Annotated in this window: 14 protein-coding genes; 8 read left to right on the forward strand and 6 right to left on the reverse strand. The window is 64.6% G+C overall.

Annotation, left to right across the window (positions count from 1 at the left end):
* Position 1 precedes the first annotated feature (1 nt).
* Entirely contained in the window at positions 2-745 is a 744-nt protein-coding gene (locus LWC34_RS22200; protein ID WP_233727093.1) for a hypothetical protein, read from the reverse strand.
* 275 nt (positions 746-1,020) lie between these two features.
* Here LWC34_RS22200 and LWC34_RS22205 point away from each other — a divergent pair, with 275 nt between their 5' ends.
* The 5 genes from LWC34_RS22205 (at position 1,021) to LWC34_RS22225 (ending at position 6,788) form a co-directional block, all read left to right on the forward strand.
* The gene (locus LWC34_RS22205) at positions 1,021-2,235 is read left to right on the forward strand and encodes an MFS transporter (protein WP_235729624.1); all 1,215 of its coding nucleotides are present in this window, start codon (positions 1,021-1,023) and stop codon (positions 2,233-2,235) included.
* Positions 2,232-3,203 (forward strand): hypothetical protein, encoded by a 972-nt coding sequence (locus LWC34_RS22210; protein ID WP_233727095.1) that lies wholly within the window; start codon positions 2,232-2,234, stop codon positions 3,201-3,203. The genes LWC34_RS22205 and LWC34_RS22210 overlap by 4 nt, the downstream gene beginning before the upstream one ends.
* Positions 3,204-3,211: 8 nt before the next feature.
* Positions 3,212-4,048, forward strand: a complete 837-nt coding sequence (locus tag LWC34_RS22215) for a glycosyltransferase (protein WP_233727096.1) — start codon at positions 3,212-3,214, stop codon at positions 4,046-4,048.
* Between the two features lie 170 nt (positions 4,049-4,218).
* Positions 4,219-5,460, forward strand: coding sequence for a glycosyltransferase family 4 protein (locus tag LWC34_RS22220; protein ID WP_233727097.1), 1,242 nt, complete (start codon positions 4,219-4,221; stop codon positions 5,458-5,460).
* A gap of 14 nt (positions 5,461-5,474) precedes the next feature.
* Positions 5,475-6,788 (forward strand): UDP-glucose dehydrogenase family protein, encoded by a 1,314-nt coding sequence (locus LWC34_RS22225; protein WP_233727098.1) that lies wholly within the window; start codon positions 5,475-5,477, stop codon positions 6,786-6,788.
* Here the strand turns inward: LWC34_RS22225 and LWC34_RS22230 are convergent.
* Genes LWC34_RS22230 through LWC34_RS22240 form a run of 3 tightly spaced genes read right to left on the reverse strand, consistent with a single transcriptional unit; the run spans position 6,785 to position 9,367 of the window.
* Positions 6,785-7,783: a GNAT family N-acetyltransferase gene (locus LWC34_RS22230; RefSeq protein WP_233727099.1), complete on the reverse strand. Its 999-nt coding sequence runs from the start codon at positions 7,781-7,783 to the stop codon at positions 6,785-6,787. The two genes, LWC34_RS22225 and LWC34_RS22230, sit on opposite strands and share 4 nt — an antisense overlap.
* Positions 7,780-8,682 (reverse strand): glycosyltransferase family 2 protein, encoded by a 903-nt coding sequence (locus tag LWC34_RS22235; RefSeq protein WP_233727100.1) that lies wholly within the window; start codon positions 8,680-8,682, stop codon positions 7,780-7,782. Before LWC34_RS22235 ends, LWC34_RS22230 begins: the two co-directional genes overlap by 4 nt.
* A gap of 7 nt (positions 8,683-8,689) precedes the next feature.
* A complete protein-coding gene (locus LWC34_RS22240) occupies positions 8,690-9,367 on the reverse strand; it encodes a polysaccharide deacetylase family protein (protein ID WP_233727101.1) in 678 nt (225 codons plus the stop codon).
* 187 nt (positions 9,368-9,554) lie between these two features.
* Here LWC34_RS22240 and LWC34_RS22245 point away from each other — a divergent pair, with 187 nt between their 5' ends.
* On the forward strand, positions 9,555-10,514 hold the full coding sequence (locus LWC34_RS22245) for a glycoside hydrolase family 18 protein (protein WP_233727102.1): 960 nt from the start codon (positions 9,555-9,557) through the stop codon (positions 10,512-10,514).
* A 47-nt stretch (positions 10,515-10,561) separates the two neighbouring features.
* Here the strand turns inward: LWC34_RS22245 and LWC34_RS22250 are convergent, their stop codons facing one another.
* Positions 10,562-11,461, reverse strand: a complete 900-nt coding sequence (locus LWC34_RS22250; RefSeq protein ID WP_233727103.1) for a DMT family protein — start codon at positions 11,459-11,461, stop codon at positions 10,562-10,564.
* Between the two features lie 141 nt (positions 11,462-11,602).
* On the opposite strand from LWC34_RS22250, the gene LWC34_RS22255 reads away from it, so the two are divergent.
* Both LWC34_RS22255 and LWC34_RS22260 read left to right on the forward strand, forming a co-directional pair.
* Positions 11,603-11,812, forward strand: a complete 210-nt coding sequence (locus tag LWC34_RS22255) for a helix-turn-helix domain-containing protein (RefSeq protein WP_173138032.1) — start codon at positions 11,603-11,605, stop codon at positions 11,810-11,812.
* Positions 11,812-12,336 carry a Clp protease N-terminal domain-containing protein gene (locus LWC34_RS22260; RefSeq protein ID WP_233727104.1) on the forward strand — a complete coding sequence of 175 codons (525 nt, stop codon included), beginning with the start codon at positions 11,812-11,814 and terminating at the stop codon, positions 12,334-12,336. Before LWC34_RS22255 ends, LWC34_RS22260 begins: the two co-directional genes overlap by 1 nt.
* 450 nt (positions 12,337-12,786) lie before the next feature.
* Here LWC34_RS22260 and LWC34_RS22265 read toward each other — a convergent pair whose 3' ends face one another.
* Entirely contained in the window at positions 12,787-13,668 is an 882-nt protein-coding gene (locus LWC34_RS22265) for a hypothetical protein (RefSeq protein ID WP_233727105.1), read from the reverse strand.
* Positions 13,669-13,898: the final 230 nt, after the last annotated feature.

Here is a 13,898-nt window from a genome sequence, read left to right on the forward strand (position 1 = left end):
GTTAGCCGGGTTTCTGCGTGACAGGGTGCATTCGCACCGTCTCGCCTGAAGATCCGTTCTGCTCCAACGAGCCTTGTTGCTGCTGCCATTCCTGCTGCGCGCGTTCCCGGCTGCGCTTCTTCTTACGCGACTGGGTGAAGCTCTCCATCGCGTACGCCGACGACAGGCTCGCGATGAACCCGAGCGCGAGCGCGACGGCCGCGAACCGGACCTTGCCGCCGGTCTTCGGCTCGGCGTTGGTCGGCATGATGATGTCGACGGGAGCGATGAACGTGGAAGCCGGGGCCTTCAAGGCCTCCTGGCTCGCCTTGAGCTCGGCCTTGGCCCGGTCGAGGACCTTGGTGACCGTGCCCTTGGCGTCGTCCGGTGTCCGCGCGAGGGCGACGACCACGATGAACGGGCCGGTCAGCTGGCCGTTGCCGACCTCGTAGCCGATTTCCTTGCTACCGCCGGTCAACTGCTCCTGGACGATGGGGTCCTGCAGCTTCTGGATGACGATCGTGGCCGAGGTGTTCAGGCTGCCGTCGAACGCCAGCAACGGATTCACCCGGTCGGCCGGTCCCTGCTGGCCCTCGGTGACCTTGGCCCCATCGGTCGGTGACGTCAGCACGAGCGAGCCGGTGGACTCGTACTCCGTGTCGACCGAGACGTAGACAGCCGCTGCCAGGCCGATGGACACCGCGAAGACCGGCACTGCGACGCGCCAGCGGCGCAGCAGCACCTTGATCGTCTTCCAGAAGTCCATCACGTCCCCGATCGGCGGCGGCCCAGCGTTGCCCTCTCCCGAGCAATCTGCATGACCAGGCTTTCTGTTACGCGTTGTCATCCCCCGGAATGCCGTGAAGGTCACCCTCACGGCGTTGGACGCCGCAAATGTTCCCCTCACGCTCTGTCCCAGGTTCCAGCGAATGCACCTTTGGGCATCGGCTCCTTCGCTCGGGGGATGGCTGCTAACAGGCTGTGGTTGTCGGGCGATGTCGTTGGCAGTGACCAGGCCCGAGCCGGAGAGGTGGCGCCTTCATGTACGTCGCCTCGACGCGCAGTCCAGGTAGGACACCACGCGTGTCAGGCCGGTTACCCAGCACGGTTTTCGCGCTCGGCACCGTCAGTCTGCTCACCGACATCTCCGCGGAGATGGTCACCGCGTTCTTGCCCGTTTACCTGATCTACACGCTGCAGATGAGTTACGTGCAGTTCGGGTTGCTTGACGGGCTGTACACCGGCGCGACCGCGGTTCTCCGTCTGGTCGGCGGTTTCGTCTCCGATCGGACCAGTAGCCCAAAACGTGTCGCGGTCTTCGGCTACGCGCTTTCCGCGCTCACCAAGCTGATTTTCCCACTAGTCGGTGCATCGAGTGTGGGAATTGGTGGCGTGCTAGCCGCTGACCGTGCGGGTAAAGGGATCCGGACCGCGCCGCGGGACGCGTTGATCTCCCTGGCGACGCCGCCGGACCAGCTCGGTTCGGCTTTCGGTGTGCACAGGGCGATGGACACGGTCGGTGCGCTGTGTGGTCCGTTGCTTACTTTCCTGATCCTGTACCAAATGGGTACCGCCGCGGGCCCGGTGTTCGTGGTGAGTTTCGTCTTCGCCGCGATCGGCTTGGTCGTGCTGCTGACCTTCGTCCGCGAACACCGTGGACGGGTTCAGCGCAAACGGGTTTCGCTCAAGGCTGGTCTCGGGTTGTTGCGGGACACCAAGTTCCGGCGGGCCACGATCGCGGCCGCCTTGCTCGGACTGGTCACGATCAGTGACGCGTTCGTCTTCGTCGTGCTGCAGAAGGTTTCGGACATTCCGGTCGGGCTGCTGCCGTTGCTGCCGCTGGGGACCGCCGCGATCTTCTTGCTTGCCGCCGCACCGATCGGCCGAATGGCGGATCGCGTCGGCCGCTGGCGGGTGTTCTTCGTCGGGCACGTACTGCTGCTCGTCACCTACTCGATGTTGCTTGTCCCACAGGGTGGATTCACCGCTGTGGCGGTTGCGTTGGTTGCCCACGGTCTGTTCTACGCATGCACCGACGGCGTTTTGTCTGCTTACGCCAGCGGGTTCGTGCCTGCGGATCTGCGGGCGACCGGGCTCGCGACCATCCAAACCGGACAGGCGTTGACGCGGATGGTGTCGTCGGTCGCGTTCGGTGTGATGCTCACAGTGATGGCGATGTCCACGGCTGTCATCGCGTTGGTGGTCGTGTTGGTTCTGGCGTTGGTCGTGGTCGCGTTGCTTGTGAGGTCCGCTTGAAAACCTGGGTTTCCGGGCATCGGGTTCTTGTCGGTGTCGTCGCGATCGTGCTGCTTGTGCTTGGTGGCGGTGGATATGTGGCGTGGACTGCCGTTCAGCAACCGGCAGTCAGTCAGAACGCGCCGAAACCGGTTGCGGGCGACATTATGTTCATCGATGTTTCGGGTGGTCAGGATCGCGTGACCACACGGACTCCGGACGGGAAGCGGACCACGAGCGCGCTGCGATGCCAGCGCTTCTACCGTGCGGGCGGAACTTCGGTGTGTCTGCGGCTCGCGGGGCCTGGCCCCACTTACGAAGCAGCCGTGATGGCCAGTGATAACACTGTCATAAAAACGATTTCGCTTCCTGGAATTCCGAGCCGCGCGCGGGTCTCGGCGTCCGGCAACATTGTGTCTTGGACGTCCTTCGTGACCGGTGACTCGTACGCCGTGCCTGGCGGTTTCTCGACTCGTACCGGTTTTTTCGACGTACGGACCGGCGAAGTGACCGAGTCGATCGAGCACTTCGAGGCCACGGTCCGGAACCGGCCGTTGAAGGCCGCCGACGTCAACTTCTGGGGCATCACGGTCGGCGCGGACGACAACACCTTCTACGCCACGCTTGCCTCCGCCGGGCTGAACTGGCTGGTCAAGGGCGATCTCAAGGCCAAGACCGTGCAGAGCGTCCGGCAGAACGCCGAATGCCCGTCACTGTCGCCTGACGGAACGCGCGTCGCGTACAAGAAGCGGCCGACCTTGTTGGACAAGTGGAGTCTCACCGTGCTTGACCTGCGGACAAACCAGGAAACCGAGCTGCCGGGCACGTCCGGGATCGATGACCAGGCCGCATGGATCGACGATCAGACTCTCGCTTTCGGTATGGCCAAGAACGAGAACAAGGCGACGCTGTTCTTCGTGCCCGCGGACGCCTCCGCGCCTGCCCGTCCGGAGATTGATAACGCCGCTTCGCCGGTATCGGTGAAATAGTGGGGGCTGTGGGTGAACCTGTGGTCAGTGTCGTCATCGCGGCACACGACGAGGAGGCAGTGATCGCGCGTTGTCTGCGATCGCTGACGAATGGCGCGAAACCGGGCGAGTTGGACATCATCGTGGTGGCCAACGCGTGCAGCGACCGGACCGCACAGATCGCCAGAGCCGAACGCGCCCGCGTGGTGGAAACACCGATCGCGGGCAAAGCGCATGCGCTCGTCCTCGGCGACGCGGAATGCCGGACGTTCCCACGCCTTTACCTCGATGCCGACGTCGACCTCGACATGACTTCGTTACGCCGCATGCTGACCGCGATCGACCGGGGCGCGCTCGCGTGTTCACCCGTTCCGGAATACGACCTGCACGGCGTTTCCGGTGTCGCCGCGCGATTTCACCGGGTGTTCGACCGATTGCTCGCTGGGCGGCGTGGATTGTCGGGCACCGGCGCATACATGCTCGGCAAAGAAGGCCACGGGCGAGTTTTCCCGTTGCCAGTGGTGATGTCGGACGACGGCTGGGTGCATCGTTCGTTCTCCGCGAGCGAGCGCCGGTCTGTAGCGGATGCACGCTCTGTTGTGCGACCGGCGCGTACGGTTGGCGCGGTGATCCGTCGGCGGGCCCGTGTCCGGTTGGGCAATCGTGAGCTGGACCTCTTGGGGCGTAAGGCTGATGAGCCATCTTTGGGACTCGGCCAGTTGGTAACGCTGGTTCGGCAACGGCAGGTCGGTGTGCTGGATGCCTTGTGTTTCCTGGTGGTTCTGCTAGCCGACAAACTCGTCGCACGGTGGCGGCAGATCCGTGGCACCGACGCGGCGTGGTCGGCTGATCGCAGTTCCCGTTAGGCCATTCTGCCTACCCCGCAACGGTAATTCACGACTCGGTACCGCTCGTGGTGACCGGCTTACTTGCCCGAACGGACGCATTTGCTGTTGTTTCGCCAAACCGGTAACCCCTGCCCGCTCCGCAACGACATTGGGAATGTCGGCCTGTAGGAGAGGAAGAGGGCGCCAAGGTGACACGTGGGCATGTACTGATCATCGTCCAGAACCTGCCGGTTCCCTTGGACCGCAGGGTCTGGCTGGAATGCCAGGCGCTCACCGCAGCCGGTTTCGACGTGTCGGTGATCTGTCCTAAAGGGCCGAACGACCCTGGTTATCAGGAGTTATCCGGCGTTCATATCTACAAGTACGCACCGCCGCCGCAGGCGAACGGGGCGCTGGGCTACCTGCTCGAGTTCGTCTACTGCTGGCTGCGTACCGCCAAGCTGACGTTGAAAGTCTGGCACAGGGCGCCTTTTCACGTGATGCAGGCCTGTAATCCGCCGGACACATACTGGGCGCTCGCCCGGCTGTGGCGGGCCCGTGGGGTGAAGTTCGTGTTCGACCACCACGACTTGAACCCCGAGGTGTTCCGGTCGCGGTTCGGTGAGCCGAACGGCCTTGCCGGACGGGCCCAGCTTGCCGGGCTGTACTGGCTGGAACGTAAGACTTTTCACACCGCTGACCGGGTCATCTCGACCAATCAGTCCTACCAGCGGATCGCATGGGAACGCGGTGACGTACCACCCGAGCACACCACTGTGGTGCGGTCAGGGCCGGACACGACTGTGATGAAGCCTGGCGAGCCAAAGCCGGAACTGCGTAACGGCAGGGAACACCTGGTGTCCTGGCTGGGAATCATGGGCCCGCAGGACGGTGTCGACGGTGTGCTTGAGATCGCGCACAAGGTGGTCCGCGAGCACGGGCGTGAAGACGTCCAGTTCGCGTTGCTCGGCTTCGGTGACTGCCTTGAGGATCTCAAGAAACAGTGCACCGAACTTGGCCTCGACGACTACGTGACATTCACGGGACGCGTTGGGCCGAAGGAAATCGCCGACTATCTGTCCACTTCGTCACTCGGGCTGTCGGCCGACCCGCTCAGCCCGTTGAATGACGTGTCCACAATGAACAAGACAATGGAATACATGGCGTACGCGCTGCCTGTAGTGGCCTACCGTCTCACTGAGACAGTCGTGTCAGCAGGCGACTGCGCTGTGTATCTGGAGCCGGGCGACGCCGACGGGTTCGCTAAGGCCGTGATCGACCTGCTCGACGACCCCACCCGGCGCAAGGAGCTCGGTACCGCGGGACGCACCCGTGCCGAAGAGGTGCTCGACTGGCGTCCGCAGGCCCAGGCCTACGTCGGGGTATACGAATCGCTGTTCGGTATCGAGCCGCGCGTCTCTATGACGCCGTCACGGCCGGCCGTTGTCTGAAAGGCATCCAGCACATGTTCGCCAGACGCATCGCGGTGGTCGGGACCGGCTATGTCGGTCTGACCACCGGCGCTTGCCTCGCGTCGCTCGGCCACCGGGTGGTGTGCGGCGACGTTGATCCGGCAAAGATCGACCGACTGAGACGGGCCGAGGTGGACATCCTCGAACCCGGCCTCGCCGAGCTCGTCGCCGAAGGCCTCGCGGCCGGCCGACTGTCCTTCGTGGTCGGTGCGCAGGCGGCGATCACCGGACACGAAGAAGGCGCCGAGATCGTCTACCTCTGCGTACCGACCCCGATGGGCGTCGGCGGTGTCGCCGATCTGTCCACAGTCGAGTCGGTGATCGACGAGGTCCGTGGCCTGCTCAACCCGGGAACGGTCATTGTCAACAAATCGACTGTCCCGGTGGGTACCGCCCAGCGCACCAAGGAACTGCTCAACCGCGCGGACGTCTCCGTGGTCAGCAACCCGGAGTTCCTGCGTGAAGGCTCCGCGGTCGACGACTTCCTCAACCCCGACCGGATTGTGGTCGGTGGCGACGAACAGGACGCCGCCGAACGCGTTTCCGCCCTCTTCGCACGCCTTGGCGCACCGACGGTGCTGACCGACGCGGCGAGCGCGGAGTTGGTGAAATACGCGGCCAACTGCTTCCTGGCGATGAAACTGTCCTATGTGAACGCTATGGCCGAGCTGTGTGAACGCCTTGGCGCCAACATCGCGGACGTCACCGAGGGAATGGGCTACGACCGCCGGATCGGACAGGCTTTCCTGTCGCCAGGGCCCGGCTGGGGTGGCTCGTGCCTTCCCAAGGACACTTCGGCGATGCTGCAGGTCGCGGACTCGGCCGACTTCGAGTTCCGGCTGCTGCGGGCCACGATCGACACCAACGAGCGGCAGCGCCAGCGGATCGTGGACAAGATCCGCCTTGCCGTGACAGGCAAGCGCGGCGGCTCACTGTCGCATATGCGACTCGGCCTTTTTGGACTGACGTTCAAGGCCAACACCGACGACCTGCGTGACTCGCCTGCTCTTGCCGTCGCGGCATTGTTGCGCCAAGCGGGCGCTGAGCTCGTCGCGTACGACCCGGCGGTGCGTTCGGACAGTCTCCGGCCGGAGATCGGCTCGGTGACCGTGGTCGACGACCCTTACCTGGTTGGCAAGGAAGCCGACGCGTTGGTGATTCTCACCGAATGGCCGGAGTTCCGGACGTTGGACTGGCCGAAGCTGGCATCGGTGGTCCGCAATCCGGTCGTTGTGGACACTCGTAACCTGCTCGACAAGGACGTACTTGGCCGTGCGGGCTTCACCTGGACCGGCCTCGGGCGTTAGCGAAACTTCCGGACAAGCGCCTTGAGTTGAGGCGCGATTGGTGACGCCTTAGCAGCAGCGACAGCGGCCCGGCTCATCCGCCGGGCCGAAGTCCGCATGCCAGAAGTGACCGCGCCAATGCACACAGTGGACGATCCAGTCATCGCACGGCGCTTGTACTCGTCCTCGCCCCGGCCGAGGTCGATCCTGGTAATACCGAGGTCAGGCGCGGCGATCACCATCTCGCGCAACAGGATCCAGCCAGGCGAGTAGTTCCCGTATTTCCGGTTGAACACTGGAAACCACCAGTGCAGGACGCCTTGGGAACGGATCCCGAAGTGCGCGGCGAGCAGGTGCGGACCTGCGTACACAGTGGACAGCAGGCCGAGGTCGGAGTCGAACAAGCGATAGAGCAAGTCCTGGTTCACCTGGTCGGCGAAGTGGTCTCGTGCCCCTGTTGACGCGTATTGCTCGCGTTTCAAGGCGATGACATGGTCCAGTCCATCGCGCGCGTCGACCGTGAACTCGACCGGGCCGAGATCGCGAGCCGCCTTGTTGGTGAGCCTGCGGGCTTCGGACATCTTGTCCCGCCCGCTTTTGTCCACCCGCTTGGTGTATCCGTCAAGACCTCCGGTCACGTCCATGAACGGCGAGACTCGTTTCTCCTCGGTCCAGGGATCGAGATCCTGATAACCGTCGAGCAGATGGTCGAACGTGAGTGACCGGATGCCGACGGACGCGAGCAAACTTCGTGGCGAGAACCTGACACCTGGTTCGACGAGGGGCCCTTGGAAGTCGGCGCCAGGCGATCCCGCGGGTTTCGCGGCGCTCCCGGACTTGTGCAGCGGCCAGACGAAGCCGTCGCCGAGCATTACTTCGACTGGCCGTCCATTATGGACGGCGGCGATGTACTCGGGTGTGAAATAGGGACTGTTCCATCGGGGGTCACTGTCCCGGATTGCCCGCCATAGTGCGAAATCGTCGTCGGTCAGTGCGCCAAAGGGGACAAGTCTCATTGGGGAAGCACCCGCAGTCTCCTTGACGGCTTCAACAACCATTCAAGCGCTAGTTTGGCAGTAGGTCTGCCGGACGCCGCACGGATTCCCTCGCCGACGACAACGGCCGCGTAATACCCGGCCCATGCCCAGAAACCGTAGTGGCGCCGGACAACGCGCGTCCGGTTGACCGTGAGCAACGCCCACAGCATGGGATTGGTCCCGGATTCTCCGCCGTCATGCTCGAACACGGCATCCGGCGTGTACCAGGTCATCAGCCCCAGGCTCCCTGCCCGCAGCGCAAAGTCTGTTTCCTCGCCGTACAAAAGGAAAGACTCATCCCAACGCCCGGCGGTCAGTACCGCTTCAGCCGAGATCATCAGCACGCCACCAGTCGCCCAAGTGGCAGGACCAGCGAGGTCATAACGCTGCGGATCGGTGATCAGCTCGCCGAGCGTGCCCCACCGCCCAGCCCGATTCCCGCCGATCAACGCCTCGGCCCACGCCCTCAGCACAGTTGGTGGGCGCCGCAACGACGGTTGCAAGGAACCGTCGGTGTTTTCCAGCTTTGGCGCGGCAATCCCGACGCGAGGCCGCCGGAAAACCTCAGCAAGCTTGGCAACCGCGCCTGGCCGGATCCGCACATCCGGGTTGATCACCAAGACGGCGTCATAGGAGCCAAGGGAAGCGATCCCAGCGTTGATCCCGGCCGCATATCCCGCGTTACGGCCCAGATCGACGACGCGCACCGGCAACTTGGTGAAGTTCTTGGCAATTTCGCACGTCGAGTCCCGGGAAGCGTTGTCAGCGACCACGATCTCGGTGAGGTCGACGCCGTCGAGTCCATCGGGAAGCGAGGCGAGACACGAGCCGAGAGCGTCAGCGCTGTTGTACGTCACAATGACGACGGCGACTCTCACAAGAAGCTCATCGCGCCGGGCCACGACCGCGTTTCACCAGTCCCGCCGCCAGTCTGCGCACCGCTCGACGCGGTCCAGGCTGACCGGCGAGCACATCAGCTGTCCAAGATGGATCGATGTCGTGCCGGAGGCTGGTCCTTGCCTGCAACCACGTTTCCGGCTTCGCCGCACCACCATCACTCGTATAGACCAACCTAGCGCCCGCGTAACGCAATCGGCTCAACACCAGCCGGTCGTATGAGCCGAACGGAACCGCGACCCTGGTGACCGGGTGACCGATGACATCGGCGAGAAGTCGTGGCGCGGTAACCATTTCCTCGACCGCTTGGGGAAAGTCGACCCGACGCCAGTCCCGGTGTGACCACCCGTGTGAACCGATCTTCATCCCGGCCGCCTCAAGTTCGCGGATGTCCGCGCGATCCAACCGGCCCGGTTCGCCGAGCAGCCCGGCAAGCACGAAGAACTCGGCGGTCAGGCCGCGTTCGAGCAGGCGGGGCAAGGCGATCTCGATGTCGGAGGAGTTGCCGTCGTCGAAGGTGATGCGCACTTCCGGGCGGCCGATAACAGCGTCAAGCACCTGTTCGAATTGTTCGACGGTGACCCATGTGCCGTCTTCGCCGGGCTCCAGGTGCCGTGGCGGTTTCCCGATGCCGTGCACGGTGAGGTTGATGACCTTGGCTGGCATCGATGGCCCTTCTCGCGGCGAGCTGTCCACTCGGGTATCGGAGCAACGGGCCGGGTATTACCCCTTGACAGCCTCATTTGGTCTAGTCCACCGTGAAAGGCGCTGACTGTAGTCGGCCGCCTCCGGTCCGACACCGCCGCCTAAGACGTCGGAGGTGGGCTCCGCACCCCTGCATGCTGGAGGACAAATGAAGATCACGCGGCGGATTCTTGTCGCGGCGGCAGCCGTGAGTATGGCTGTCGGTCTCGCGCCTGGCTTGAATGGCACGGCACAGGCCGAGGTGAACGTGGCAGCGAATCCCATCCTCGCCGCTCCATACCTGTACCAGTGGAGCAGCCCGCCCAACCCGACAACTGTCATGTCCCAGACCGGGATCCGGGCGTTCACCCTCGCGTTCATCCTGTCCAACGGAACCTGCAACCCGATGTGGGACGGAAACCGGTCGCTGACCGGAGCCGACATCACCCGCGTCAACCAGATCAGAGCCGCGGGTGGCGACGCCATCCCATCCATCGGTGGCTGGTCAGGCAGAAAACTCGGCACCTACTGCTCAACCGCGCAAGCACTGGCCGACGCCTACGTGAAGGTGATCGACGCGGGCCGCTTCACCGCGATCGACCTAGACATCGAGAACACGGACGAATTCTCCAACGCGGCCGTGCAGGACAAGATCCTGAACGCACTCAAGATCGTGCGCCAGCAACGGCCAGCGGTGAAGATCGTCATCACCATCCCCACCGAAGTCAACGGACCAGAGACATGGGGCAACAGGCTGATCCAGCGCGCCCGTGACCTAGCGGCGCCCGTGGACGTGTGGACAGTCATGCCCTTCAACTTCAGCTCCGGCGGCAACATGGTCGCGATGACGCAAAGTTCGGTGACCGGACTGAAGAACCGCGTGAAGGCCGTCTACGGCCTGTCCGACGACGCCGCATGGCGCCGATCGGGCCTCTCATCGATGAACGGCCGCACCGACACCGGCGAGATCGTGACGGCGGCGAACTTCCGCTCCATCGTCAGCTGGGCCAACTCGGTCCACTTGGCGCGAGTTTCCTTCTGGGCACTGAACCGTGACTGCAACAACTGCGGCGGCATCAGCCAGGGCCAGTGGGAATTCACGCGTGCCAACGCAACCGTGACCGGCTGAGCAAGACCCTCGTGAGTGGTTAGCCGCGTTCTAACACGGCTAACCACTCACGAGGTCTCGGAGAACTGGGCCTGCAGGTTCCCGCTTGCTTTGTCGCGCGACCTCTTGGTGCGCGGCAGGATCACGATTCCGATGGCTGCGACCAAGAAGCACACGCCTTCGGCCACCGTCGCCACGGTCGAAGTCTTCGCGCCTTCGCCGAGTGCCACGTACCCGATGCCGATCGCCACGATCGGATCCGCCAGAGTCAACGCGGCGACCACGAGGTCGGGCGGCCCGCTCGCGTGCGCCTGCTGGATAAACCACACGGCCACCGGGATCGACAGCACCGCGCCGATCAGCGAACCCGTGGGGAAGTCGGCCGGGTTGCCGTGTTCAACGCTGAGCGCCGCCAGCCTGATCACGACCGAAGCGAAGCCGAACACGACGCCGCCACCCGCGGCGAACGCCAGGCAACGGACGAGGCCGTGACCCACGCTGCCGATCAACCCGAGGACCATCAGCAACAGGCCGACGATCATGGCGATCAGCACCGCGCGCTCGTCGGAGACCCTGGTGACCTGGGCGTTCGATGCCGCGAGCGACGTGAAGCCGCCTACTCCGAGCACGATCGCGGCCAGGGACAGCCAGGTGCCGACGGACAGCTGGGTTCGGTCTCGTTTCGCGGTGGCCACTGTGGTCACCGCGATTCCGAGGACACCGATCGGCTGGATCACAGTGACCGGTGCGAACGCGAGCGCGCCGAAGTGCAGCGCGCTTCCGACGACCACCGCCAGCTGGCCCATCAGCCAGCGGCGGTTGCGTAGTAGGTGAACTAACGCGGCGATGCTGACCAGCTTGCCGTTCTGGTTGTCGCGGACCGCGGTGTTCTGCCACAACGCCCCCAGGCCGTTGAGCACCGCCCCGGCGATTGCCAGGGCGAGCGCCAGCCATAGCAGACTTCCCACAAAGTCAGCCTATTGGGCCAAGACGCTTGGCACCTGCCGATGTCGGTGCTTCCTAGGTCACAAACAGAACTCGGAACAGGCCGTGACCTGCCATGTCAATCCAGGTTGACACGGGCTCTGATGTCAACCTAGATTGACGTCATGAGTGAGGCGACCAAGCTGGCGACCGCCGCCGGCGACAAAGATCCCAAGGTGGGACTGCGTGCGGTCGCGGCGTTGCGCAAACTGCTCGAGTGGCTCGAGGCGGTCCAGGTCCGCAACGCGCGAGCCAACGGGTGGTCATGGCAGGACATCGCGAACGAGCTCGGCGTCAGCCGGCAGGCGGTGCACAAGAAACACGGGAGAGGCTGATGTTCGAGCGATTCACCAAGACCGCCCGTGACGTCGTCATCGGCGCTCAGCTGGAGGCGCGCACGGCGGGAACCGGCGAGATCGGCAGCGCTGAGCTGCTCGTCGCCCTGATCCGCGGCCGGGACGAGACCGCCAGCCGGTTACTCGACGGCCATGACCTGACGGTCGAAGGGTTGACCGAGGACTTCGAGCGCGTGAAGCGGCGTGGCGGGCTCACCGACGAGGACGCGGCCGCGTTGGCTGCGGTCGGCGTTGACGTCGAGAACGTCGTCCGGAGTGTCGAGGCGTCCTTCGGCAAGGACGCGCTGGCTCCGGCCACACGGTCCAAACGGCACATCCCGTTCAGCGCAGAGGCCAAATGGACGATCGCGCAAAGCCTCAGGGAGGCAGTGAGTCGCAAGGACAAGCACATCGGCTCGGAGCACCTGCTGCTGGCGTTGCTGTCCCGGCCGACGCTGGCCGCGCAGGCCCTCGAAGCCAAGGGCGTCACGTACCAAGCGATCAGCGAGCGGCTGGCGTCGTGATGCGCATTCCCAATCCACGGTTGTTGCTGCTCAGGGCCTTGATCAGGTAGTTCCATCCGATCAGGGGTAGTCAACGTGCCCTCATACGCTGTAAAAAGCAGTGCGCCGGATGGCGTAACCGCTTCGACCTGTTGGTCGTTGCGTATCCATCCGGCGCACTAGCCGTGTCGTCTCGGGTTCCATCACACCCGGTCGGACACTCTGGCCGCTCGTCCTGCGAGTGGTCGGCACAGCCCCTCGTTGTGCCGGCCAGGCGTTGCAGCCAGTTGGGGAGCCCCGGCGCCGCGGGGGCATCGCGGCACCGGGGCCCAGGTCCCGACCTGACCGGGCGCGGTCGGCAGGTCGGGTGGCTCTGGGAGGTCGTGCGTGGGCGCGGGAAGGCCCCGGAAGACATTCCTCGCCCATGGGTGAGACTCGGTCAGGGCAGAGTTATGCCGCGAAAAAGTGAAATCAGTCGGGCGGAGTCGCGGGCAGGCCCGCCGAACGGCCCAACTCGGTGAAACTGTCCGTCGCGGGCAGGGAGCCTGCATGCGGCGGAACCAGCGAAGTCTGCGGAGTCAGGACGGCGAGCATGCCACGCGCGTCCCAGCCGCCATTGCCACCGGCCGACGCGGTCGGCGCGGGAGCGGCCGGAGCAACCGGGCCAGACGGACCCGGCATCGGGCCGGGCGTGTTGTCGGCGGGCGCTGCCTTCTCCTGAACTGAACCCACCCGGACCGGATGGGCGACTGCTTGCGTTGGTCGGCGCGCGTCGTGCTGCGGGCGATCGGCTGTCGGGGCGGGCGCCTCGGCGATCGGCTCAGCCGTTGGCGGCGCCGCTTCCTGTGCGGCAGGCGCGGTCTCGACGACTTCGCGCGTGGTGTCCTTGGTGGACTTGTCGCCCGGGCCGAGCAGATCGTCGACCGGCTTGGGCAGCAAACCGCCGTCCTTCGCGGGCGGCAAGACCTTCGGCGGCAGGTCGGTCACCGTGTCAACGACGTCGTCGACGGTCTTCGTGACGTTGTTGAGGGTGTTGTCCACTGCGCCGAGAGTGTTGTTGAGCGTGGTGCCCACAGTGTTCAGCGTGTTGTTGAGCGTCGACGTGACGCCGCCGAGCAAGCCGTCGACAAGACCGAGGTTCTTGTTGGTGTTCGCCACCGGTTTGTCGGTCGACTGCTGGGACGTGACACCAGGGATCTGCGGCAACTTGATGAGATCGGCAGACGCCGTCCCACTTGTCAGCAGAACGCTGGCCAGCCAGCCTGCCGCGGTGAACCCGGCAACAAGGAGAAAACGCATGGCAAAGCGACGCAGCCTCGGCAAGGCGCCCCGCGCCTGACCCGAGCCGGTCACCAAGACCACCACCGTTTCCGCTTACCGTGCCTTGGACACATCGGCGATGACACTCTTGCCCGCGCACTCGCATCGCCGATTGCACCCTAGCTTCGTAAGCGCCGCCCGGAAAGGCGGATCTCGTTGTCTGACCCCGGTGTGTCCATTCGGCAATGATCACGGTCCGTCGTATTCACCGAACTGGGTGATCCTTCTAGTGCGACTGGGCGAGTGCGCGGATATCCGGCCAA

This window comes from Kibdelosporangium philippinense, assembly GCF_021390435.2.
GTDB lineage: Bacteria > Actinomycetota > Actinomycetes > Mycobacteriales > Pseudonocardiaceae > Kibdelosporangium > Kibdelosporangium philippinense.

Excerpts from the sequence above, each read along its gene's own strand:
- LWC34_RS22230 (WP_233727099.1), bottom strand. The coding sequence starts at position 7,783 with ATGAGACTTGTCCCCTTTGGCGCACTGACCGACGACGATTTCGCACTA.
- LWC34_RS22240 (WP_233727101.1), bottom strand. The coding sequence starts at position 9,367 with ATGCCAGCCAAGGTCATCAACCTCACCGTGCACGGCATCGGGAAACCG.
- LWC34_RS22260 (WP_233727104.1), top strand. The coding sequence starts at position 11,812 with ATGTTCGAGCGATTCACCAAGACCGCCCGTGACGTCGTCATCGGCGCT.
- LWC34_RS22245 (WP_233727102.1), top strand. The coding sequence starts at position 9,555 with ATGAAGATCACGCGGCGGATTCTTGTCGCGGCGGCAGCCGTGAGTATG.
- LWC34_RS22255 (WP_173138032.1), top strand. The coding sequence starts at position 11,603 with ATGAGTGAGGCGACCAAGCTGGCGACCGCCGCCGGCGACAAAGATCCC.
- LWC34_RS22200 (WP_233727093.1), bottom strand. The coding sequence starts at position 745 with ATGGACTTCTGGAAGACGATCAAGGTGCTGCTGCGCCGCTGGCGCGTC.
- LWC34_RS22205 (WP_235729624.1), top strand. The coding sequence starts at position 1,021 with ATGTACGTCGCCTCGACGCGCAGTCCAGGTAGGACACCACGCGTGTCA.
- LWC34_RS22225 (WP_233727098.1), top strand. The coding sequence starts at position 5,475 with ATGTTCGCCAGACGCATCGCGGTGGTCGGGACCGGCTATGTCGGTCTG.